General features: G+C 58.4%; 21 protein-coding genes. 20 read left to right on the forward strand and 1 reads right to left on the reverse strand.

Features of this window, described 5'->3' with window-relative positions; translation table 11 throughout:
- Positions 1 to 10 precede the first annotated feature (10 nt).
- The 6 genes from aspS to ACFPB1_RS07115 all read left to right on the forward strand — a co-directional run bounded on the left by aspS (position 11) and on the right by ACFPB1_RS07115 (position 7,986).
- The gene (gene aspS / locus ACFPB1_RS07090; RefSeq protein ID WP_379223545.1) at positions 11 to 1,825 is read left to right on the forward strand and encodes an aspartate--tRNA ligase; all 1,815 of its coding nucleotides are present in this window, start codon (positions 11 to 13) and stop codon (positions 1,823 to 1,825) included.
- Positions 1,826 to 1,903: 78 nt separating this feature from the next.
- On the forward strand, positions 1,904 to 2,659 hold the full coding sequence (locus ACFPB1_RS07095; RefSeq protein ID WP_379223423.1) for a tRNA threonylcarbamoyladenosine dehydratase: 756 nt from the start codon (positions 1,904 to 1,906) through the stop codon (positions 2,657 to 2,659).
- Positions 2,656 to 3,321: a YdeI/OmpD-associated family protein gene (locus ACFPB1_RS07100; RefSeq protein ID WP_379223425.1), complete on the forward strand. Its 666-nt coding sequence runs from the start codon at positions 2,656 to 2,658 to the stop codon at positions 3,319 to 3,321. Before ACFPB1_RS07095 ends, ACFPB1_RS07100 begins: the two co-directional genes overlap by 4 nt.
- A gap of 242 nt (positions 3,322 to 3,563) precedes the next feature.
- A complete protein-coding gene (locus ACFPB1_RS07105) occupies positions 3,564 to 4,913 on the forward strand; it encodes an Nramp family divalent metal transporter (protein WP_379223427.1) in 1,350 nt (449 codons plus the stop codon).
- Positions 4,914 to 5,068: 155 nt separating this feature from the next.
- A complete protein-coding gene (locus ACFPB1_RS07110; protein WP_379223429.1) occupies positions 5,069 to 6,373 on the forward strand; it encodes a replication-associated recombination protein A in 1,305 nt (434 codons plus the stop codon).
- 251 nt (positions 6,374 to 6,624) lie between these two features.
- On the forward strand, positions 6,625 to 7,986 hold the full coding sequence (locus tag ACFPB1_RS07115; protein ID WP_379223431.1) for a hemolysin family protein: 1,362 nt from the start codon (positions 6,625 to 6,627) through the stop codon (positions 7,984 to 7,986).
- 122 nt (positions 7,987 to 8,108) lie between these two features.
- On the opposite strand, the gene mnmA is transcribed toward ACFPB1_RS07115, so the two are convergent.
- Positions 8,109 to 9,209: a tRNA 2-thiouridine(34) synthase MnmA gene (mnmA, locus tag ACFPB1_RS07120; RefSeq protein ID WP_379223433.1), complete on the reverse strand. Its 1,101-nt coding sequence runs from the start codon at positions 9,207 to 9,209 to the stop codon at positions 8,109 to 8,111.
- A gap of 242 nt (positions 9,210 to 9,451) precedes the next feature.
- Here mnmA and cymR point away from each other — a divergent pair, with 242 nt between their 5' ends.
- From cymR to ACFPB1_RS07190, 14 genes are all read left to right on the forward strand, one after another.
- The gene (gene cymR / locus ACFPB1_RS07125) at positions 9,452 to 9,871 is read left to right on the forward strand and encodes a cysteine metabolism transcriptional regulator CymR (RefSeq protein WP_090642135.1); all 420 of its coding nucleotides are present in this window, start codon (positions 9,452 to 9,454) and stop codon (positions 9,869 to 9,871) included.
- A gap of 13 nt (positions 9,872 to 9,884) precedes the next feature.
- On the forward strand, positions 9,885 to 11,039 hold the full coding sequence (locus ACFPB1_RS07130; protein ID WP_379223436.1) for a cysteine desulfurase family protein: 1,155 nt from the start codon (positions 9,885 to 9,887) through the stop codon (positions 11,037 to 11,039).
- A 14-nt stretch (positions 11,040 to 11,053) separates the two neighbouring features.
- Complete coding sequence (locus ACFPB1_RS07135) at positions 11,054 to 11,605, forward strand: PRC-barrel domain-containing protein (RefSeq protein ID WP_379223438.1); 552 nt, start codon at positions 11,054 to 11,056, stop codon at positions 11,603 to 11,605.
- The gene (locus tag ACFPB1_RS07140) at positions 11,602 to 11,796 is read left to right on the forward strand and encodes a hypothetical protein (protein ID WP_090641631.1); all 195 of its coding nucleotides are present in this window, start codon (positions 11,602 to 11,604) and stop codon (positions 11,794 to 11,796) included. Before ACFPB1_RS07135 ends, ACFPB1_RS07140 begins: the two co-directional genes overlap by 4 nt.
- Before the next feature lie 282 nt (positions 11,797 to 12,078).
- Positions 12,079 to 13,149 carry an AI-2E family transporter gene (locus ACFPB1_RS07145; protein ID WP_379223441.1) on the forward strand — a complete coding sequence of 357 codons (1,071 nt, stop codon included), beginning with the start codon at positions 12,079 to 12,081 and terminating at the stop codon, positions 13,147 to 13,149.
- Between the two features lie 371 nt (positions 13,150 to 13,520).
- Positions 13,521 to 16,157 carry an alanine--tRNA ligase gene (gene alaS / locus ACFPB1_RS07150; protein ID WP_379223443.1) on the forward strand — a complete coding sequence of 879 codons (2,637 nt, stop codon included), beginning with the start codon at positions 13,521 to 13,523 and terminating at the stop codon, positions 16,155 to 16,157.
- A 49-nt stretch (positions 16,158 to 16,206) separates the two neighbouring features.
- Complete coding sequence (locus ACFPB1_RS07155; protein ID WP_379223547.1) at positions 16,207 to 16,467, forward strand: IreB family regulatory phosphoprotein; 261 nt, start codon at positions 16,207 to 16,209, stop codon at positions 16,465 to 16,467.
- A 28-nt stretch (positions 16,468 to 16,495) separates the two neighbouring features.
- The gene (ruvX, locus tag ACFPB1_RS07160; RefSeq protein ID WP_090641626.1) at positions 16,496 to 16,912 is read left to right on the forward strand and encodes a Holliday junction resolvase RuvX; all 417 of its coding nucleotides are present in this window, start codon (positions 16,496 to 16,498) and stop codon (positions 16,910 to 16,912) included.
- An 8-nt stretch (positions 16,913 to 16,920) separates the two neighbouring features.
- On the forward strand, positions 16,921 to 17,232 hold the full coding sequence (locus tag ACFPB1_RS07165) for a DUF1292 domain-containing protein (protein WP_379223446.1): 312 nt from the start codon (positions 16,921 to 16,923) through the stop codon (positions 17,230 to 17,232).
- A gap of 33 nt (positions 17,233 to 17,265) precedes the next feature.
- Complete coding sequence (locus tag ACFPB1_RS07170) at positions 17,266 to 17,565, forward strand: DUF1292 domain-containing protein (protein WP_379223448.1); 300 nt, start codon at positions 17,266 to 17,268, stop codon at positions 17,563 to 17,565.
- A gap of 104 nt (positions 17,566 to 17,669) precedes the next feature.
- Positions 17,670 to 18,797, forward strand: coding sequence for an endolytic transglycosylase MltG (mltG, locus tag ACFPB1_RS07175; RefSeq protein ID WP_379223450.1), 1,128 nt, complete (start codon positions 17,670 to 17,672; stop codon positions 18,795 to 18,797).
- Between the two features lie 85 nt (positions 18,798 to 18,882).
- The gene (locus tag ACFPB1_RS07180) at positions 18,883 to 19,827 is read left to right on the forward strand and encodes a peptidase U32 family protein (RefSeq protein ID WP_379223452.1); all 945 of its coding nucleotides are present in this window, start codon (positions 18,883 to 18,885) and stop codon (positions 19,825 to 19,827) included.
- A 40-nt stretch (positions 19,828 to 19,867) separates the two neighbouring features.
- Positions 19,868 to 21,124: a peptidase U32 family protein gene (locus ACFPB1_RS07185; RefSeq protein WP_379223455.1), complete on the forward strand. Its 1,257-nt coding sequence runs from the start codon at positions 19,868 to 19,870 to the stop codon at positions 21,122 to 21,124.
- Positions 21,125 to 21,365: 241 nt separating this feature from the next.
- Complete coding sequence (locus ACFPB1_RS07190) at positions 21,366 to 23,516, forward strand: methyl-accepting chemotaxis protein (protein WP_379223457.1); 2,151 nt, start codon at positions 21,366 to 21,368, stop codon at positions 23,514 to 23,516.
- Positions 23,517 to 23,640: the final 124 nt, after the last annotated feature.

Consider the following 23,640-nt stretch of genomic DNA (forward strand, 5'->3'; position numbering starts at 1 on the left):
GAACATGGAGATGCTTAAAACGCATGCTTGCGGAACATTGACGAAGGCGGACATCGGCCGGACCGTGACGCTGAACGGCTGGGTGCAGCGCCGCCGCGACCTCGGCGGGGTGCTGTTCATCGACCTGCGCGACCGCACGGGCATCGTGCAAATCGTCTTCAACCCGACCTTCTCCGGCGACGCGCTGGCGATCGCCGACCGCGCGCGCAGCGAGTACGTCCTGGCCGTCCGCGGCCAAGTTGTTGAACGCGATGCCGAGACGGTCAACCCGAACCTCGAGACCGGCGAGATCGAAGTGCGCATTACCGAGATCGAAATCATGAACGCGGCGAAGACGCCTCCGTTCCCAATCGAAGACGGCGTCGAAGTTGACGAGTCGCTTCGCCTGAAATACCGCTACCTTGACCTGCGCCGTCCGGAAATGCAGAAGACGCTGCTTCTTCGTTCCAAGGCGGCGAAGGTGTTCCGCGACTTCCTCGACGGACAAGGCTTCATCGACGTAGAAACGCCGATTTTAACGAAGAGCACGCCGGAAGGCGCGCGCGATTACCTCGTGCCGAGCCGCGTGCACCCGGGTGAATTTTTCGCGCTGCCGCAGTCGCCGCAAATCTTCAAGCAGCTGCTGATGGTCGGCGGTCTCGAGCGATATTACCAGATCGCGCGCTGCTTCCGCGACGAAGACCTTCGCGCGGACCGTCAGCCGGAGTTCACGCAGGTCGACATCGAGACGTCCTTCTTGTCCCAGGACCAACTGCTGGAGATGATGGAAGAGCTCGTCGCGAAGCTGTTCAAGGAAACGATCAACGTGGACATCGCGCGTCCGTTCCAGCGCATCACATACGCGGACGCGATGAACAAATACGGTTCCGACAAGCCGGACCTTCGGTTCGGGATGGAGATGGAAGACATCACGGATATCGTGGCATCGAGCGATGTGAAGGTGTTCGCGGCCGTATCGGCTGGCGGCGGCGTCGTCAAGGCACTGAACGCCAAGGGCTGCGCGAGCTGGAGCCGCAAGGAGCTTGATGACCTGCAGCCGTTCGCGGCGCGCTATGGCGGCAAAGGCCTGGCATGGGTCACGGTGAAGGAAGGCGAATGGCGCGGACCGATCGTGAAGTTCTTCAAGCCGGAGGAAATCTCTGCCCTGACGGAGCGGCTCGGCGTCGAGGAAGGCGACCTGCTGCTGTTCTCGGCGGACAAGAAGAAGGTCGTGGCGGACGTTCTCGGCAACCTGCGCCTTAAGATCGGCAAGCAGCTAGGCCTGATCGACGAATCCCAGTTCAAGCTGGAATGGGTCGTCGACTTCCCGCTGCTCGGCTACGACGAGGAAGCGAAGCGGTACGTGGCGGAGCATCATCCGTTCACGCGCCCGAACGCAGACGACCTGCATCTGTTCGAGACGAACCCGGGCGAGATTCGCGCGCAGGCGTACGACCTCGTGCTGAACGGCTACGAAGTCGGCGGCGGCTCCATGCGAATCTACAAGCGCGACGTGCAGGAGATGATGTTCAAGGCGCTCGGCTTTACGCTGGAGGAAGCCCGCGAGAAGTTCGGGTTCCTGCTGGACGCGTTCGACTACGGCACGCCTCCGCACGGCGGGATCGCGTTCGGCTTCGACCGTCTCGTGATGCTGCTTGCGGGCCGCACGAACCTGCGCGAGACGATCGCGTTCCCGAAAACGGCGAGCGCGACCGACCTGCTCAGCGACGCGCCGTCCGAAGTCGACATCGCCCAGCTGCAGCAGCTGCACATCCGTACGATCCAGAAGCCTTTGAAGCAGCAAGAGGCCGCGGCGGCGGCTTCGGCGCCAACAGCCCAAAATTAAGCTCTTTCCCGGCTTTCGACCGCTCCGCGCGGCGAAAGCCGGATTCGTTATCTATCGCCTTTGGAGGTGCAAGGAAGGATGCTTCATCAATTTTCCCGGACGGAGCTGGCATTCGGCCCGGAGGGATTGGCTATTATGAAAGGCAGTACCGTCGCGGTGCTCGGCATCGGCGGCGTCGGCGCAATGGCGGCGGAAGCGCTGGCGCGCACGGGCGTCGGCCGGATCATTTTGATCGATAAGGACGTCGTGGACATCACGAACGTCAACCGTCAGATTCACGCGCTTACGACGACGGTCGGGCAGCCGAAGGCGGAGCTGATGCGCGACCGCATCAAGCTGATCAATCCGGATTGCGACGCCATCGCGCTGCGCATGTTTTACACGGAGGAGACGTACGAGCAATTGTTCGCGTACAAGCTCGATTACGTCGTCGACGCGTCCGATACGATCATTTACAAGGTGCATCTCATTATGGAATGCCTGAAGCGGAACATTCGGGTCATCTCCAGCATGGGGGCTGCCAATAAGATGGATCCGTCGCGGTTTCGCGTCGCGGACATCTCGCAGACGTCGATGGACCCCGTGGCGCGCGTCGTCCGCCAGAAGCTGCGGAAGGAAGGCATCAAGCGCGGCGTGAAGGTCGTCTTCTCGACGGAGGAACCGATCAAGCCGCGCGAGGACGTCACGCAGCGCATCGTGCCGGAGAACGCGCCGGAAATCCGCAAGGCGAAGCAGCCGCCGGCGAGCAACGCGTTCGTGCCGCCGACGGCCGGCCTCATCATGGTCAGCGCGGTGGTCAAAGATTTGCTCGAAGCGGGAGGACAGGCCGAATGAACGTGGAACTGATGAACAAGCTGCGGCTGTCGCTCGACATGCGCGTCGCGCTGCTGGAAGCGCCGGACGCGTCGTACAAGGAGGCGCTCGGCGCCGAGAACGCCGAGCCGTTCAGCGAGATGGACGCCGGCACATACGATTTCGTCATGCTGTTCGCGAAAGACATCGCAAGCTTGAACGAGCACGCGCCGAAGGTGCTCAAAGCCGTGAAGAAAGACGGTCTGCTGTGGATCTGTTATCCGAAGGGCACGTCGAGGATCAAAACCGACATCAACCGCGACCGCGGCTGGAAAGCGGTCCGCGACGAAGGCTGGGAAGCCGTCTCGCTTGTATCGGTCGACGACACGTGGTCGGCGATGCGGTTCCGTCCCGTCGGCGCGGTACAGACGAGCGCGCGGGCGAAGCGGGCGGCGGACGCCGTCCGCGAAGCGGGCACGGGCGCTTCGAAGGAGCTCGTCGTGCCGGATGACGTCAAGGCTGCGCTTGCCGCGCATCCCGAAGCCGAAGCGTTCTTCGCGGGACTCGCGCCGTCGCACCGCAAGGAATACGTGCGCTGGATCAACGAAGCGAAGCAGGAAGTCACCCGCGCGAGGCGCATCGGCGAGATGACGGCGAAGCTGGCACAGCAGCTGAAGCGCCCGTCGGACAAGCCGCAGGCGTAGCGGAATCGCGCCAAGCGCAGCTTCCAAGAAGCCCGCGAAAGCAATCGCAAAAGCAGGATTACCGGAAAAACGGTAATCCTGCTTTTTTTTATCTGGGCCATGTATTTTGTCCCAATCAATAAAAGTTTCCTTGATGAAACTTTTTTGGTGGTGTACAATGAAAATAGGAAACAATGGTTTCCCCCTAGCATACTTCTAGGTATAACGTAGTGGCATGACGAACACGAAGAGGTGAATGACAAATGAGCACCAATCAATCGGCACCGCTGGCGCAAGAAACCGGCTGGAGACAGAAGAGAGCCCAGAACTCGCTTCCGGAAGTCTACCGTTCGATGAAGATCCCGAAGCACGGCTCATGGTTTCGTAAATTTTTGGCTTTCGCGGGTCCCGGCTATCTGGTCGCCGTCGGGTACATGGACCCCGGCAACTGGGCAACGGACATCGCCGGCGGCTCTCAATTCGGTTATACGCTGCTCGCCGTCATCCTGCTGTCGAACCTGATGGCGATCCTGCTTCAGGCGCTGGCCGGCAAGCTGGGCATCGTGACGGGACGCGACCTGGCGCAGGCATGCAGAGACCATTACAGCAAGCCGGTCGCCATGGGGCTGTGGGTGCTGTGCGAGCTCGCCATCGCCGCTTGCGACCTGGCCGAGGTCATCGGTTCGGCGATCGCGCTCAACCTGCTGTTCGGCATTCCATTGATCGCGGGGGTCATTCTGACGGTGCTCGACGTCCTCCTCGTGCTCCTGCTCCAAAATAAAGGCTTCCGGTTCATCGAGTCGCTCGTGATCGTGCTGATCGTGACGATCGGCGGCTGCTTCCTGATCGAGATGTTCTGGTCTCAGCCGCAAGTAGGCGAAGTCATGAAAGGGTTCATACCGAGCACGGAAATCGTTTCGGATCCTGCCATGCTCTACATCGCGATCGGCATTCTGGGCGCGACGGTCATGCCGCATAATTTGTATTTGCACTCTTCCATTGTTCAAACGCGGCAGTACGAACAGACCGAGCTCGGCAAACGGCAGGCGATCAAATACGCCACGTGGGATTCCTCGATCGCGCTGTTCTTCGCCCTGTTCATCAACGCGGCGATTCTGATCATCGCGGCATCGACGTTCCATACGACGGGCCACACGGACGTCGCCGAGATCGGCGATGCGTTCCACCTGTTGTCGCCGATGCTCGGCACGACCGCGGCGAGCATCCTGTTCGGCGTGGCGCTCCTCGCCTCCGGCCAGAACTCCACGCTGACGGGCACGCTGGCCGGCCAGATCGTCATGGAAGGCTTCCTCAACATCCGGCTGAAGCCATGGCTGCGCCGCCTGATCACCCGGATGATCGCCGTCGTGCCGGCCGTCATCGTCACTTGGCTGTACGGCGCGAGCGGTACGGCGGATCTGCTCATTCTGAGCCAGGTCATCCTGTCGCTGCAGCTGTCCTTCGCGGTCATTCCGCTCGTGAAATTCACGAGCGACAAGGCGAAGATGGGCAGCTTCGCGAATCCGTTATGGATGAAAATCCTGGCCTGGTTCGTGGCGATCGTCATCGCTGCTCTGAACATTTACTTGTTGTACCAGACGTTTACGGGATAACGACCCGTAACCGATTCCGAGAAGCCGTCCCCGCAGGGGGAGGGCTTTTTCTCATAGAGTCTGCTTTTATGGACGGCACATCGCCACGCTGCGGTCAGCCATGGCGAACGTGTGTGCTTGTATGGTATGATGGACCGGAAAGGAACGTGATTCGGATGGATTTGTTTACCTATCATGAGGAAGAGCGCCAGCCGCAGGCTAAGCTGCTCGCGGACCGGATGCGTCCCCAGACGATCGACGATTATATCGGTCAACGCGAAGTCGTCGGTCCCGGCAAGCTGCTGCGCCGGGCGATCGAAGGCGACCAGGTATCCTCGATTCTGCTCTATGGCCCGCCGGGCTGCGGGAAGACGACGCTCGCGCATATTATCTCCCAAAGGACGCAGGGCGAATTCGTGAAGCTTAACGCGGTCGACGCTTCCGTGAAAGACGTCCGGGAGGTCATCGAACGCGCCAAGCTGACCAAGTCGATGTACGGCCGCAAAACGATCCTGTTTCTCGACGAGGTGCACCGCTTTAACGCTTCCCGCCAGGACGCGCTGCTGCCGGCCGTCGAGCAGGGCATCATCGTGTTTATCGGCGCGACGACCGAGAATCCGTTTCATTACGTCAACGGGGCATTGCTGTCCCGCTCGACGCTGTTCCAGCTTGAAGCCTTGACACGCGAGGACGCGCTCGAAGCGATGCGCCGCGCGCTCGCCGATTCCGTCAAGGGGCTAGGCTTCATGAAGCTGCAGGCGGACGAAGAGGCGCTGCAGCATATCGCGTCCATGGCGGGCGGCGACATCCGCCGGGCGCTGAATGCGCTGGAGCTGGCTGCGGTGACAACGCCGTCGCAGCCGGACGGCACCGTGGCGATCACGCTCGAGGTCGCGGAAGAGTCCATTCGCAAGCCGACGATCCGCGCCGACGAATCGACGCAGTACGACGTGCTGTCGGCGTTCCATAAGAGCGTGAGGGGATCCAGCGACGCCGCGCTGTTTTGGTTCCTCTACGCCGTCGAGCGGCTGGGCATGGACCCGATGACATTCCTGCGCCGGCTGATCGTGGCGTGCAGCGAGGATATCGGCCTGGCCAACCCACAGGCAATGGTGCAGGCCGTCACGGCGATGGACGCCTACCATAAGATCGGCTGGCCGGAAGCCAAGTACAATATTGCCCAGGCAATTTTGTTCGCGGTGGAGAGCCCCAAGTCCAACGCCGCAGCCGCAGCCATCGGCAACGTCATGTCGACGATCGAGAACATCGGCAACGCCGAGGTGCCGCTGCATTTGCGCGACGCCCATTACAGCGGCGCCGCGAAGCTCGGCCACGTGGGTTACCTGTATCCGCACGATTATCCCGGCCATTACGTGAAGCAGGCGTATCTCCCGGAACGGATCGTCCACAAAAAATTCTATAGCGCGACTCGACAGGGCATGGAAGATAAAATTCGACAAAACCAGGAGCGGCGAAAATAGGCAAATCCGCCTCGCTGCCTTTATAAACGGTAGCAGGAGCGCGAAAACGGCGCATAAAAGGCGACCTTTACAGAATAAACATGAGTAAAACCCGATTTTCGGGCCAGAAGGTGGGATGGCGGCATTTGACGCAAAGAGACCTAATCGTCTAATGTAAGATTATAAAAGAAGTTTATAATTTCATTCCCTGAAGGAGGTGCACCTGTTGGTCGTGATCGCGGCTTAAGGCGCGGACGGCGAACAGGGAATCGTTGAGTAGTGACCCGTTACCCATATTGTTGAGCTTTCTCTTAATTTTGGCGCTCGTGTTTTTGAATGGCTTCTTCGTCGCCGCCGAGTTCGCCATGGTCAAAGTGAGAAGCAGCCGGATCGACACGCTCGTCCAAGACGGCAACCGCCGGGCACGTTTCGCGTCCGCGCTCACGAACAATTTGGATGCGTATCTGTCGGCCTGTCAATTGGGCATCACGCTGGCTTCGCTCGGATTGGGCTGGGTAGGGGAACCTACCATCGCGCATGTGCTGGAGCCGCTGTTAGAGAAGCTGCATTTCAGTCCCGTCGCCATTTCGACGGTATCGTTTATCATCGCCTTTTCGCTCATTACCGTATTTCATATCGTGCTCGGCGAGCTTGCGCCGAAGACGTACGCGATCCGCAAGGCGGAACCGGTCACCCTCTGGACGGCGATCCCGCTGATCGCGTTTTACAAAATCATGTACCCGTTTATTTTTCTGCTGAACGGCATGGCGAACCTTATGCTGAAGACCATCGGCATCGAGCCTGCCGCCGAGCATGAATCGGCCCACACGGAAGAGGAAATCCGCATTCTCATGAAGGAGAGCCATAAGTCCGGATTGATCGACAATACGGAACTGACGCTCGTGGACAACATTTTCGAGTTCGCCGAAACCCATGCCCGAGAAATCATGATTCCACGTACCGAAATGATTTGTCTGTATGCCAACCTGTCGTTCGAAGAGAATCGGGCGATCGCGCTCAAGGAAATGCATACCCGTTATCCCGTCTGCGACAAGGACAAAGACAACATTATCGGATTCATTCATATAAAAGACCTGCTCAAGGTGACGAATCAAACGATTCACGACATCCGTCAGATCGCTCGTCCGATGACGACCGTGCCTGACTCCATGCATATCAGCTCGCTGCTGAAGCTGATGCAGAAGAAGAAGACGCAGATCGCCATCCTGATCGACGAATACGGCGGCACGTCGGGCTTGGTTACGCTGGAAGACATTATGGAAGAAATCGTCGGCGAGATCCAGGATGAATTCGACGAAGAGCGTCCCGACATCGAGCCGAAGGAAGACGGCACGCATTCCATCAACGGAATGATGCTGATCGAGGAAGTGAACAGCTACTTCGGCACCGAGATAGAAAGCGACGACTACGATACGATCGGCGGGTGGATGTACGCCCAGATCGAGAATCCGCCTTCGGCGGGCCAACGGATCGTCTATCCGGTCGGGTTCGAGTTCATTATCGAAGAGACCGACCATTTGCGCATCTCGCGGATTCACATCCGCAAGCGGACGGTCGAGGAAGTCGAGGAAGAACTGCTGATGGAAGAACAAATACAGGCCGAGACGGGCTGAACCCGCAAAGCCGCGTTACGCCGGAAGCGTAACGACGACGCGTAAGCATCAACCTAAACGCGAAAAGAGGCGTTCGACATTGTCGAATGCCTCTTTTTTCATCTTGTCGCGGCTTGCGGGTTTCAGCTTTTGTTCACGGCGTCGATCGTACCGCCGCCGATGCAGATGTCGCCGTCGTAGAATACGACCGCCTGTCCGGGCGTGATGGCCTTCTGCCGTTCGTCGAAGACGACGTCCGCCGTCGTGCCGTCCGGACGGAACGTCAGCTTGACGCCTTGGTCGGGCTGGCGGTACCGGAATTTCGCGGTGCAGGCGAATTCGCCGTCCGTCCGGACCGGCGAGATCCAATTGATGCCGGTCGCGATCAAGCCCGTCGAATACAGGCTCGGATGCGCGTCGCCTTGCACGACGTACAGAATGTTTTCCTTCAAGTCCTTGTCGGCCACGAACCAAGGCTCGCCGCTGCCGGATCCCCCGATGCCGAGTCCTTGGCGCTGGCCGAGGGTGTAATACATGAGACCGTCGTGCCGGCCTTTGGTCTCGCCGGTCGCGATGTCGATCATCGGGCCGGGCTGCGCCGGTAGGTACCCGCTCAGGAACTGCTTGAAATTGCGTTCGCCGATGAAGCAAACGCCGGTGCTGTCCTTCTTCTTGGCGGTCGCGAGACCGAACTCGGCGGCGATGCGGCGGACTTCCGGCTTCGGCAAATGGCCGATCGGAAACATCGCTTTCGCCAGTTGGTCCTGACGCAGCGCGTGCAGGAAGTACGTTTGGTCCTTGCCGGCATCGACCCCGCGCAGCAGTTTGGATTCCCCGTCCGCCGTCCGTTCGAGGCGGGCGTAATGACCGGTTGCCAAGTAATCGGCGCCGAGCTCCAGGGCTTTTTGCAGAAAGTCGCCGAATTTGATCTCCCGGTTGCACATCACGTCCGGATTCGGCGTGCGGCCGTTGCGGTATTCGGCGAGAAAGTACGCGAAGACTTTGTCGTAATACTGCTTCTCGAAGTTGACCGTATAATAAGGGATGCCGATCTGGTCGCAGACGCGGCGCACATCTTCCGCGTCCTCTTCGGCCGTGCAATGGCCGAATTCGTCGGTATCGTCCCAGTTTTTCATGAAAATGCCGATGACGTCGTAGCCTTGCTGCTTCAGCAGCAGCGCGGTCACAGACGAATCGACGCCGCCGGACATCCCGACGACGACGCGCGTATTGGAATTGCTCATGGGTACATATCCACCACCTTCAAGATTTCTGCCCTAATCCGTGTTTGAAGGCATGGCAGGGCTTAAGTTTTTATTGTAGCACACTTCTTGAATGATTTTCATGAAAGTGTCAACGAATTTTCAACATATTCGGCCGCGAGTATGTTAACATAGATGTGTTATGGGAATACCATGAATTGTAAACATTTTACAATCGCAACCTTTAAATAAACGATCGTCCCGTCGGAGAAGAGGTGTTCGAAATGAAAATATCAACTAAGGGCCGTTACGGCTTAACGATTATGATGGAGCTCGCGGGCAAATTCGGCGAAGGACCGACGTCGCTAAAGAGCATCGCGGAGCGCAACCAATTGTCGGAGCATTACTTGGAGCAGCTGATCGCACCGCTGCGGAACGCGGGGCTCGTCAAGAGCATCCGCGGCGCATACGGCGGCTATATTCTGTCGAAGGACCCGGCGCAGATAACGTCCGGAGACGTTATCCGCATTTTGGAAGGGCCGATTTCGCCGGTCGATTTCACGGAGGAAGACGATCCGGCCAAGCGCAACCTGTGGCTGCGCATTCGCAACAGCATCGCGGAAGTTTTGGATTCGACGACGCTTGCGGACCTCGTCACGTACAAGGAAGAGGTTCAGCAGGACTCCTATATGTTCTATATTTAAGGATGATTGCCTAATGGTACGCATTTATTACGATCACGCGGCCACGTCTCCGGTGCATCCGGATGCCGCCGCGGCGATGATGGACGTCTATTCCGGCGCTGCCGGCAACGCATCGAGCACGCATGGCTTCGGCCGTGAGGCGCGGGCGGTGCTGAACCAGGCGCGGGACGCGATCTCCGCGGGCATCGGCTGCGCGCCGCCGGAGCTCGTCTTCACGAGCGGCGGAACCGAAAGCGACAACCTGGCGCTGGTCGGCGCCGCCCGGGCCGCCCGCAAGCGCGGCAAATCCCATATCATCACGAACGCGGCGGAGCATCACGCGGTGCTGCATGCCTGCGAGTTCCTGCAGCGGGAGGGCTTCGCCCTCACCGTGCTGTCGGTGGACGAGCAGGGACTTGTCACGGCCGCGGACGTGGAACGGGCGATGACGGACGATACCGCGCTCGTGAGCGTCATGTACGTCAACAACGAGACCGGAACGATTCAGCCGATCGAGGAGATCGGCGCGATCGTCCGGTCTCGCGGCGCTGTTTTCCATGTCGATGCCGTTCAGGCGCTTGGCGTGCTGCCGATCGATCTCCGCGAACTGCCCGTAGATCTGATGAGCTTCTCGGCGCATAAGATTAACGGGCCGCAAGGCGTCGGCGCGCTGTACGCGCGCAAGGGCGCGCAGCTCGAACCGCTCCTCCACGGCGGTTCCCAGGAACGGAAGAGAAGGCCGGGCACCGAAAACGTGGCCGGCATCGCCGGTTTCGCGGCCGCGTATGAACGTTGTGTGAAATCGGCCGCGGAACGGAAACCTTTGCTTGATCAGCTTCGTTATACTTGGATAGAACGGATGAAAGCCATCGCTGGCGAAGACCGGGTCGTGTTGAACGGCCATCCCGAACTGCATGCGCCGCATATCGTCAACCTCAGCTTTCTCGGAATCGGTTCGGAGACGATGCTGATGAATTTGGACTTGGCGGGCATCGCGGCTTCCAGCGGCTCGGCCTGCACGGCGGGCGCGCTCGAGCCTTCGCACGTGCTCCAGGCGATGGGCATTTCGGAAGAACGGCGCAATTCGGCCGTTCGGTTTAGCTTCGGATTGGGAAATACTATGGATGAACTCGAACTGGCGGCAAAAAAAGTTGAAACCTTTATGAGCCGCGTTCGTACTAATGCCTAGGAGGCTCCCAAACCTTGCTGCGACTACAGCACCTGATTGGACTGCCTGTCATCGAAATGAACGCCGGCAAGCATGTCGGGCACGTGAAGGATGCGTGGTTCGACGAGCATTGGCAGCTCGGCGGCATCATTTTGGACGCCGGACGGCGCTTTCTCACTTCGATGAAAGCCGTGCGGTGGAACGAAGTTCTGGTCTGCGGGGAAGACGCCGTGATCATTATGGACGAAGCATCCGTGAAGCGGACCAAACAAGCGGACGTACAGCGTTCTTTTTTGACCGGAATCGTACGGTTGAAGGATTTACCCGTCATTACCGCTCATGGCGAACAACTTGGCCGCGTATCGGATGTTTATTTTAACGACTTACAGGGTACACAAATAATAGGCTATGAGTTGACCGACGGTTTCATAGCGGATATCATGGAAGGCCGCAAGTGGCTTCCCGCTCCGCTGCAAGCTGATGAAGTCATGCTTGGCAACGATGTAATCATCGTACCGGCCGGAAGCGAGGACAACCTCTCGCCGGTCGCGGGTTCAGAGACGGATATAGGGAGAAATGAGCTATGAAATGCCCAAACTGCAGTTCTAAAGATATCGGTAAAATCGGATCCCATCAGTATTATTGCTGGGGCTGCTTCATCGAATTGACGGTGAACGGCGAGAAAATGTCAGTGTATCAAGTGGAAGAAGACGGAACGCTGAGCTCGCTCGACGACTTGTTCTTCGAAGACGAAATGCCGCAGGTTCACGCGAATTGACGCGCTTAACCGCCGCTGGCGAAGGACGGCCTTGATGAAGGCCGTCTTTTTTGTGTTTGCCGGGAACGTGCGGGCGGCAAGGGAACGCTCGGATAGCGCACAGAATCGGGCGCAAGGTTGAATGGAGGGGTTCGGCGCGAAGACAGCCTTTGGGAGCAAGAGCTTTCTTCGGTGCGGGATGATTGCGGCGACTTGTACATATACTGTAGTACTAGGGATATCGACGCGGCTCGCGCGAGACGCCGCGGAACGCGCAAGCCGATTCAAGGGAGGGACACGGCCGTGGAACGGTTTACGAACAACCGGATATTTACATGGCTCGTCTATCTCATCATGGGACTGGCCGCCTTGTATTTGCTGCTGCTGCTCAAGCCGATCTTCATCCATATCTATGTGTTTCTGCGGGCGGTACTGGCGCCTTTCCTGATCGCCATGATCATTTCGTACGTGCTTAATCCGATCGTCAGCATGCTTCATGAACGCAAAGTGCCGCGCACGATGGCCGTGCTGCTGATTTATGCCGTGTTCTGCGCGGCGCTTACCGTCATTCTGATGAATGCCATCCCGATGTTTCTGGAGCAGCTGCAGGAGCTGAGCCGCCATATGCCGGACTTGACGATGAAAGCCCAGAACATCGTCGACGATTTCAACAATTCGTCGTTACTGCCGGAGAGCATCCGCTCGGGGATCAATAAGTCGCTGTACAAGCTGGAGAAGCAGGGCTCAGAAGCAATCTTCGCCTTCATCAACAATATCGGGGCGATGCTGAACGTCGTGTTCATCGCGTTCATCATTCCGTTCCTCGCCTTCTACATCCTGAAGGATTTCGACGTGTTCGAGCGGACGCTGCTGACCTATGTCCCCAAGCCCCACCGCAAGCATGCAGTCCGCCTGCTGAAAGACATCGACAGCGCGCTCGGGAGTTACATCCGCGGACAATTCCTCGTCTGCGTCATCGTCGGCACGCTCGCTTACGTCGGCTATCTCATTATCGGAATGCCGTATCCGCTGCTGCTCGCCAGCGTCGTCGCAGTGACGAACATCATCCCGTACTTGGGCCCGTTCTTCGGGGCGGCCCCTGCGCTCGTCATGGCCTCGACCGTTTCGGTGAAAATGATGCTGATGGTCGTCATCGTCAACACCGTCTGCCAAATTCTCGAGGGCAACGTCGTGTCGCCGCAGGTAGTCGGCCGGACGCTGCACATGCATCCGCTGGCGATCATCTTCGCGCTGCTGGTCGGCGGGGAGCTCGCGGGCATCGTGGGGATGATTTTAGCCGTTCCGATCTTCGCCGCGCTCAAAGTCATCGTGCAGCATATATTCGCGTATTATGTCCGGAGAAAGACGATTTGACAGCGCATGCAGTTTCCTGATATTCTAAATCTATCTAGGTCAAACGCATGATATGAAAACGTGGATGGAACCGAAGTACGCCATAGACCGCCACCCAGAGAAAGAATTTCTTCGCGCTTCGCAAGGGAAGCGCGTCGGCTGAAAAAATTCTAAGGGCGAAGGATGGCCGAACGCTGGTTCCGGAGTGCGAACGAACTTCGCCGGATGAACCCGTTACCGTTCTGAGAAGGAGATTGTTTGGCCGCATGCTGCGCCGTTTCGGCGGATAGCGAGTGCGGGCGGACGATAACCAGGGTGGTACCGCGAACGATTCGTCCCTGCTTTTAGGGGCGTTTTTTTATTTTCATTTGACAATGTGGAGGCTGAACCGAATGAAAGCTAGTGAAATCCGTTCCAAATGGCTCGCGTTTTTTGAAAGCAAAGGCCACAAAATCGAGCCGAGCGCCTCGCTCGTGCCGCATAACGATCCGTCCCTGCTGTGGATCAACGCAGGCATGGCGCCGCTGAAGCCGTATTTTGACGGCCGCGTCATACCGGACAACCCCCGCATCGCGAACTCGCAGAAGTGCATTCGCACCAACGACATCGAGAACGTCGGCAAAACCCGCCGTCACCACACGATGTTCGAAATGCTGGGCAACTTCTCGATCGGCGATTACTTCAAGGAAGAAGTCATCACATGGGCATGGGAATTCCTGACGAGCCCGAAGTGGATCGGCTTCGATCCGGAGCGGCTGTCCGTCACGGTGTACCCGGAGGACGAAGAGGCGTACCGCTTCTGGAACGAGAAGATCGGCCTGCCGGCGGAGCGCATCTACAAGCTGGAGGAAAACTTCTGGGACATCGGCGAAGGCCCTTGCGGCCCGTGCACGGAAATCTTCTACGACCGCGGCGACGCGTTCGGCGATTTGAACGACCCGGAATGCTGGCCGGGCGGCGAGAACGAACGGTTCCTCGAAGTATGGAACCTCGTCTTTTCGCAATATAATCATAATAAAGACGGCAGCTACACGCCGCTGCCGAACAAAAATATCGATACCGGCGCTGGTCTCGAGCGGTTCACGTCGATCCTGCAAAACGTCGACTCCAACTTCGATACCGACCTGTTCCGTCCGATCATCGACCGGACGTGCGAGATCGCCGGCGTTTCGTATCATGTCAACGCGGATCACGACGTCGCGCTGAAGGTCATCGCCGACCATATCCGCACCGTGGCGTTCGCCGTCGGCGACGGCGTCATGCCGTCGAACGAAGGCCGCGGCTACGTCATCCGCCGCCTCCTTCGCCGCGCCGTCCGTTACGGGAAGACGATCGGCGTCGACCGTCCGTTCCTGTTCGAGCTCGTCGGGGTCGTCGGCGACATCATGGGCACGCACTACACCGAAATCGTCGAGAAGCGCGAGTTCATCGAGAAGGTCATCAAGACGGAGGAGGAGCGCTTCCACGAGACGCTGTCCGACGGGCTGTCCTTACTCGGCGAGCTGGTGAAAGCGGCCAAAGCGGCGGGCGGCAAGCACATCGGCGGTTCGGACGCGTTTAAGCTGTACGACACGTACGGGTTCCCGTTTGACCTGACGGAAGATTACGCGGCCGAACAAGGCTTGACGGTCGACCGCGAAGGCTTCGACGCTTCCATGGAAGAGCAGCGCACCCGCGCCCGCGCGGCGCGCCAGGAGACGGGCGGCATGAACGTGCAGGGCGGCCCGCTCGCGGACTTCACGGAGAAGTCCGAGTTCGTGGGGTATCAGGACTTGACGGTGGACGCCGCAAAGGTCATCGCGATCGTTCAAGGAGACGCGCTCGTGCAGGAAGCCGGAGCCGGCAGCCATGTGCTGGTCGTGCTCGACCGCACGCCGTTCTATGCCGAAAGCGGCGGCCAGGTCGGCGACAACGGCGCGATCGCCGGCAGCGGCTTTGCGCTTTCCGTCGACAACGTGACGAAGGCGCCGCACGGGCAGCCGCTTCATCACGCGGTCGTCGAACACGGCACGCTGAAAGTCGGCGATGCCGTGCAAGCCGCAGTTACCTCCAAGACGCGAGAGGATACGATCAAGAACCACACGGCGACGCATCTGCTGCACCGCGCGCTGAAGGACGTGCTCGGCGAGCACGTCAACCAGGCGGGATCCTTGGTCGAGCCGGAGCGGCTGCGCTTCGACTTCTCGCACTTCGGCAGCATCAGCCCGGAAGAGCTGGCGGACATCGAGCGCCGCGTCAACGAGCAGATCTGGCTCGGCACGACGCTGGACATTGACTACAAATCGCTTGCCGAAGCGAAGGCGATGGGCGCGATGGCGCTGTTCGGCGAGAAATACGGCGACGTCGTGCGCGTCGTGCGCGTCGGCGATTACAGCCTCGAGCTTTGCGGCGGCTGCCACGTGGCGAACACATCGCAGATCGGTCTGTTCAAGCTCGTGAGCGAGAGCGGCATCGGCTCCGGCGTGCGCCGGATCGAAGCGGTGACGGGACGCCACGCGTACCTGCACATGGAAGGCCAGCTCGACCTGCTCAAGCAGTCGGCTTCGCTGCTGAAGTCGAACCTGCACGACGTGCCGAAGCGCATCGAAGCGCTGCACGCGCAGGTGAAGGATTTGACCCGCGATAACGAGTCGCTGCAGAGCAAATTGAGCCGTATCGAAGCGGGCTCGCTGGAGACGCAGGCCAAGACCGTGGGCGGCGTGACGCTGCTGGCGGCCGAAGTGAACGCGCCGTCGATGGATGCCCTGCGCGGCATCGCCGACGAGCTGAAGGCGAAGCTGGCGAGCGCCGTCATCGTGCTCGGCGCCGCGGCGGAAGGCAAAGTCAATCTGGTCGCATCCGTGTCGCCGGATCTGGTCAAGCAGGGCTTCAACGCCGGCAAGATCGTGAAGGAAGCTGCGGCGGTGTGCGGCGGAGGCGGAGGTGGACGTCCCGATATGGCGCAGGCCGGGGGCAAAGACCCGTCGAAGCTGGCCGCGGCGCTCCAAATTGCCGAGGAACTGGTTCTTGCGCAGTCAAATGTGATATGATATAGCTATTAAAAGGCTGTCAAGCGGCTTGGAAAGCGAGGTGCTGGCGATGACTTCAATGGACAAGACAATGAAGTTCGACGTGAAGGCGGAAGGGGAAGCTTCCTCGAGAGAGATCATGCTTTCCGTTTACGACGCTCTGCTTGAGAAGGATTACAATCCGATCAACCAGATTGTCGGGTATTTGTTGTCGGGAGATCCGGCCTACATTCCGCGGCATAACAATGCACGGAGCTTGATCCGCAGGAAAGAGCGCGACGAATTGATCGAAGAGCTGGTACGCTCATACTTAAGTCAGCACAGCAAATAATCGGAAACAGAAATGAGGCTCCCGTCGCATGCGTCTTATGGGATTGGATTACGGCGACCGCAGAATCGGCGTTGCCGTCAGCGATGCATTCGGCTGGACCGCGCAAGGAATCGGCGTCGTGGAGCGAAGGCGCGACAACGGCGAAGATGAAGCGATCGCCAAGCTTGTGCAGGAGCATGAAGTATCTGAGATCGTAGTCGGATTACCGAAGAACATGAACGGCACCATCGGGCCGCGTGGCGAAATTTGCATCGCATTCGCGCAACATTTACAGCAAAAGCTAAATGTACCCGTACACCTTTGGGACGAACGGTTGACGACCGTCGCCGCGGAGCGGACGCTTCTCGAGGCGGATGTTAGCCGTAAGAAGCGAAAGTTAGTGGTGGACAAAATGGCGGCGACGCTCATTTTGCAAAATTATCTCGATTCTAAAACGAAAAGGTGAGGGTAACGATGACAAAGGACAGCATGCCGTTCGAAGAGCCGGAAATCATCTATATTCCGGATGAAGAAGGCAACGAAGAAGAGTTCGAGGTAGTCATGAAATTCGAGGTAGACGGCTCCGATCAGAAATATATGATGGTCGTTCCGCTGAACGCCGACGCCGAAGACGAGCAGGACGAGGAAGCGGACGAAGTATACGCGTTCCGCTACGAGGAAGACGGCGACGATTTGAAATTGTATACGATCGAGGACGAGGAAGAGTGGAACATGGTCGAAGAGACCTTCAACACGCTTCTCGCCGAGATTGACGATAACGACTAACGGTTTGCCTGGCGGGCCGAAGGGAGCTTGGACGTGTCCGAAGTGAAGCGCATTGCCATATTGAAGCCCGTTTTCGGTACGGAAGTCGATTTGATCGGCGAGCAAGGTGAGACGGAGCCTTATCGTATTTTGGCCGAGTTTCAGCTGGGCGATCGGGCTTATGCGGGCTTGCAGTCGCAGAGCATGCGGAAGGACGATGAGATCGCCTTCTTCCGGATTCTGATCGACGGCGAGGAAGAACCCGAGCTCGAGTCTATCGAAGCCGACGAGGAATGGGAAGCCGTCGCGGAAGCGTACGACGATTTATTGTTCGAAGGCGACGAACGTCCTTAAAGGCGGTTGCGCCCGGAAAGACATACGGCACGGAACGGGGGCGGCGATGACCGCCCCTTTCCGCGCGGATTCGCGTCGATAGTCGAGAAACGGAGGAGCATGGTTTGAGTCGATCAGAGCAGCTGCCGGGTCGCGAGTGGACGGACGAGGAAGAGCGTCCGCCGGGACCGGGAAGAGCACGCATTACGTTTTGGGTCATTACCGTGATTTTAGGCCTTATGATCTTGGTCGTGGGCGGCACGTATCTGTATATTTGGAACTGCTTGCGTCCGACGAGCGCCGGCGATACCGTGCAGGTAGAGCTGAAGAAGGGGGCTTCCCCGTTTCAATTCGCCGAGACGCTCGAAGAGAACGGCATTATCCGGAACGCGTTTCTGTTCAAATACTACCTGCGTTACAAAGACGAGGGTCCCCGCTTTCAAGCCGGCACGTACGAGCTGAAGCCGGGCATGGACAAGCAGGCGATCATCGCAAAGCTCAACGCGGGCGAGACGGTCAAAGCGCCGACGATCCGATTCACGATCCCGGAGGGCTTCACGGTCGAGCAGATCGCGGACACGCTCGCGAAAGACGGCATCGCCGACAAATCCGCGTTCCTCGCGCTGGCCGACAAGGATCAAGCTTGGCCGGATACCGACGCGTCCAAGAACATTCCGAAGAACGCGAAGCTCCGCCACCGGCTGGAAGGGTACATGTTCCCGGAGACGTACGAGCTGCCGAAGGACAGCACACCGGAGGCGATCATCGACCGGATGCTTCAGGAGCTGGACCGCAAGCTCGACAGCCTGCCGGAAACCTGGGAAGATCAGCTCGCCGCGAACGGCGTCGATATTCACGGCATGCTGACGATCGCCTCGCTCGTCGAACGGGAAGTCGTCGTCGACGAAGAACGGCCGATCGTGGCGGGGATTATTTACAACCGGTTGAAAAAAGGCATGCCGCTGCAGATCGACGCGACCGTGCAATATTTGCTCGACAAGCAGAAGGAGCGGCTCATGCAGTCCGATCTCCAGGTGGAGAGCCCGTACAATACGTACAAGGTTAAAGGCTTGCCGCCCGGTCCGATCTCGTCGCCGAGTCTCAAGTCGATCGAAGCGGCGCTGTATCCGAAGAAGACGGACTATTATTATTACGTCACGAAGAAAGACGGCAGTCACGAGCATTTGTTTGCCGAGACGCTAAAGCAGCACAACGAGAACATCGCGAAGAGCAATCAGACCGCGAAGCAATAGATAATGCATTCGAAGCAGTTTTGGTTTCTTTGCCGGTAAACTGGAGCCAGGCTTCGCTCACAAAACTTTTAGGAGGATTTGAAAAATGGCAACAAAGCCGGAGCTGCTCATCGACGCAGCTTCTCTTGCCGATATGGAGCGGCTGATCGAAGCGGGCGCCGATGCGTTCGTTATCGGCGATTCCCGGTACGGTATGCGGCTCCCCGGCGAATTCGACGCCGCTGCAATGGCCGAAGCCGCAAAGCTGGCCCATCGGCACGGCGCGGCCGTATACGCGTCGCTGAACAACGTCATGGATAACGCGACGGTGGCGTCGCTGCCGGAATATCTCCGGGAACTCGCGGCGGCAAACATCGACGCCGTCGTGTTCGGCGACCCCGCCGTGCTGATGGCTGCGCGCGCGGCGGCGCCGGAGATGAAGCTGCACTGGAACGCCGAGATGACGTCGACGAACTACGCGACCGCGAATTATTGGGGACGGCGGGGCGCGTCCCGCGTCGTGCTCGCGCGCGAGCTGAATATGGATCAAGTCCTGGACGTGAAGCGGAACACGGATATGGCCGTTCAGGTTCAGGTGCACGGCATGACGAACATTTATCATTCTAAGCGGCCGCTCGTGCACAATTACTTCGAGCATCAGCGCAAGGACGGATCCGTCGAGAACGTGCCGGTGCACGGCAAGCGCGAGGACGGCCTTTACTTGATCGAGGCGGAACGACCGAACGAGCGGTTTCCGATCTATGAAGACGTCTACGGTACCCATATCATGAGCTCCGACGATATATGTATGATTGAGAATCTGCATGAGCTGATGGAAGCGAATATCGATAGCTTTCGGATCGAAGGACTGTTAAAATCAAGTACGTATAACGAAACCGTCGTGCGTGCCTATCGCGCGGCGATTGACGCGTACATCGCGGACCCGCTCGGGTATGCGTTCGACGAAGCTTGGCTCGATTCCATCGTGAAACAGCAGGATCCGGACCGGGAGCTGTCCTACGGGTTTTTCTATAAAGAGCAAGTGTATTAAAGTGACAAGGTCACCCTTGAAGGTAGTGGAGGTGAATGCGGTGACGACCACGGAAACAGCCCCTCGGCGTTATCGGGGGAAACGCAATCGGCTGGCAAAGCCGGAATTGCTCGCTCCGGCAGGCAATTTGGAGAAATTGAAATTCGCCGTTCATTACGGCGCGGATGCCGTGTATATCGGCGGTCAAAAATACGGGCTGCGTTCCAACGCGGACAATTTCAGCTTCGAGGAAATGAAAGAAGGCGTCGAGTTCGCCAAGCAGTACGGCGCCAAAGTATTCGTCGCGACGAATATCTACGCGCATAACGAAGATATCGCCGGCTTGGAAGACTATTTGCGCGAGCTGGAGCGGGCAGGCATCGCGGCGATCATCGTCGCGGATCCGGTCATCGTCGAGACCGCGCAGCGCGTGGCGCCGAAGCTCGAAGTGCATCTGAGCACGCAGCAGTCGACGATGAACTGGCAGGCCGTGCAGTTCTGGAAGGAAGAAGGATTGCCGCGCGTCGTGCTGGCCCGGGAAGCGAGTCTCGAGGAGATCGAGCAGATCAAAGCGCATGTCGACATTGAAATCGAAGCGTTCATTCACGGCGCTATGTGCTCGTCGTATTCCGGCCGCTGCGTGCTGTCGAACCATTTCACGGACCGCGACTCCAATCGCGGCGGCTGCTGCCAGTCGTGCCGGTGGAAGTACGACATCTACGAGGACGATCTGCCGATGGTCGGCATGGACGCCGACAAATTCACGATGGGCTCCAAAGACCTCTGCATGCTGGAGCATATTCCGGACCTGATCGACGTAGGCGTCGACAGCTTCAAAATCGAAGGCCGGATGAAGAGCCTGCATTACGTCGCCACCGTCGTCAATGCCTATCGTCAAGCCATCGATTCGTATATGGCCGATCCGGAGCATTACGAGCTGAGGCAGGAATGGCTCGACGATATCCGGAAAGCCGCGAACCGTCCGCTCAATACCGGCTTTTTCTACGACACGCCGGGCGCGGAGGATCATATCTACGAGCCGGAAGAGAAAGCCGCGCCTTACGATTTCGCCGGCGTCGTCGTCTCGTACGATGAAGCGACGGGAATGGCCGTCGTGCAGCAGCGCAACCATTTCAAGCCGGGTCAGGAAGTGGAGTTTTTCGGCCCGAACGGGACGTTCTTCAAGCAAACGGTCGGCGAAATCGCGGATACGGAAGGCCATCCGCTCGATGCCGCCAGACACCCGCTGCAGCACATCGTCATGCGCACCGATTCGCCGGTGAAGCCGATGGACATGATGCGCAAGCGAGTCCGCTAAATGCCTATAGACCTATTCGACACCTTCGCCGCTTGCGGCAAGGTGTTTTTTTGTGTGCGATTTTCCATTTTGGCTAACAAAACGATTTCCCCGGACCGATAAATTGGGTATTGCAACATCTTGCGAGAACGGTTTCTGCCAATCGGCACGGGAGTTTCGATCTAGATTGGCCTGCCGGCGACGCAAGCCCGCAACGCATCCGAATCGGAAAATCTATCACTAGACCAGGCGGTGTCAAGCAATGGGGAAATTGAAGAGGGGCAAACAAGGGAAGGAAACAGCTGATAACGGGTTGAACGGCAGCGTAAAGTCGCTGTATGCATCATCCGTCAACGGACTGAAGAACGTCAAGTTTCAGAATCCGATCAAATCCGTCGGCCTGATGTTGTTCTTGATTATTTTCAGCGCGATCGTGGTATGCGTACTCGTCGTCGGGCTCTTCTCCTATTCCACGTCGAAATCGATCATCAAGGAGAAAGTCGCGCAATCGAGCTCCGTCGCGATCGCGCAGTCGAACGGCAAGCTGGACCTGATGTTCAAAAACTACGAGGCGCTGTCCATGCAGATCCTGCTCGACAAGAACATTCAGGATTATTTGACGCAGTATAAGGGGACGACGGACGACTACGATAAATTCGATCTGATGAAAAAACTGAGCGATACCGTCCAATCGTACATTCTCGGCAATCAGTCGATCATCGGCGCGGCGATCGTTCCGATCTCCGGCGATTCGTCCACCGTCACGATGGGCGGCACGAGCATGACGACGGCGGACGCGCAGAAGTCCGAATGGTTGAAGAGCATTACCGACGGCGCGGGCCGCTTGGTGTGGCTGCCAACCAAAGTGAAGGGATACGGCTCCTCCGCGGCGACCGACCCGACGTTCGCGATGGGCCGCGTCATGAAGAATACGATCAGCAACGAAGGCAGCTTCGTGCTGCTGATCGAGATCCGTCTGAAGGAAGTTGGAGACCAGTTGAAAGACCTGAAACTCGGCAACGGCAGTGAAGTGCTGATCCAAGACGGTAATGGCAAGGTCATCTACAGTGCCAATAACGCGCAGCTCGAACAGGCCTCCCCGGTCACGTTGCCGTCCGAAGGCAAACAGGCGGAAGGAGGGTCGAAGACGACGACCGATTCCGACGGCGATCAGGTGCTGGCCATGTACAACGAGTTCGAGAGCACGGGCTGGGAGCTCGTCGGCACGGTACCGGTATCCGAGCTGTTCAAGGACGCGAAGCAGATCCGCAATGCGACGTATATCATCGCGGGCATCGCCGCGCTGCTCGCCATAGGGATCGGGCTCCTCGTCATTCGAATCGTCGCGATGCCGCTCGTTAGTTTGCGCAATTTGATGAACGAAGGCGAGCGCGGCAACCTGACTGTACGCTCCACGATCAGCAAGAAGGACGAAATCGGTCAGCTGGCGCAAAGCTTTAATCAAATGATGACGCAGATTACGGTGCTGGTAAACCAGACCAACCAGTCGGCGCAGGACGTCTTGGCGACGGCGGGGGAGCTGTCCGACGCATCCAAGAAAACCGCGATCTCCGCCAAGGAGATTGCCGTCGCGACGGAAGAAATCGCGAACGGGGCGACGAGCCTCGCCGTCGAAGCGGAGAAGGGCAGCGACTTGACGAGCGAGATCGGCGGACAGATGGCGAAGGTTACGGAAGCGAACCAAGAGATGGGCGAGGCCGCGGCCGAAGTCGAGAAGGCGAGCCGTCAAGGCACCGCATATATGAACACGCTGATCGAAAAAACCGGCATGACGGAAGAAATGACGCGCTCCATGGTGGAGAAGGTCGACCGCTTGAAGGAATCGACGCGTTCGATCCGCAAAATCTTGGACGTCTTGAACAACATGACGAAGCAGACGAATATTTTGTCCTTGAACGCGACCATCGAAGCGGCTCGCGCGGGAACCGCCGGTAAAGGCTTCATGGTCGTCGCGGACGAAATCCGCAAGCTGGCTGACCAGTCCCGTCAATCGATCGACGTCGTCGGTCAGATCACGGAGACGATCCAGCGGGAGATCGACGAGACGGTCAGCGTGCTTTCGGACGCGTATCCTATCTTCCAGGAGCAAATCCAAGCGGTCAAGGAGGCGAACCAAATCTTCCTGACTGTTCAAGGTCAGATGGGCGATTTCGTCGGCAGGCTCGGCACTGTGACGGATGCCATCGGCATGCTCGAAAGCTCGCAGGTCGTGCTGTCCGAGGCGATGAGCAATGTCAGCGCCGTGGCCGAAGAGTCTTCGGCGACCTCCGAAGAAGTCGCTTCGCTCAGCAGCGAGCAGACGAACATCAGCGAAGGGCTTGTCCGGCTGTCCGAACAGTTGGAAACCGTCTCGACCGGCTTGAAAGAAACGTTGAGCCGCTTCCGGACGTAAGGCTCGGCGAGAAGCAATTCCGGTCCGGCACCGATACGAGGTGCCGGGCCTATTTTGTATCTGTGGCAAGGAGCGGGCGGCGCAAAGAACGACAAAAAGGCGGGCATTGGCTGCCCGCCTTTAA

The organism is Paenibacillus sp. GCM10023250 (genome assembly GCF_042653205.1).
Lineage (GTDB): Bacteria > Bacillota > Bacilli > Paenibacillales > Paenibacillaceae > Paenibacillus_Z.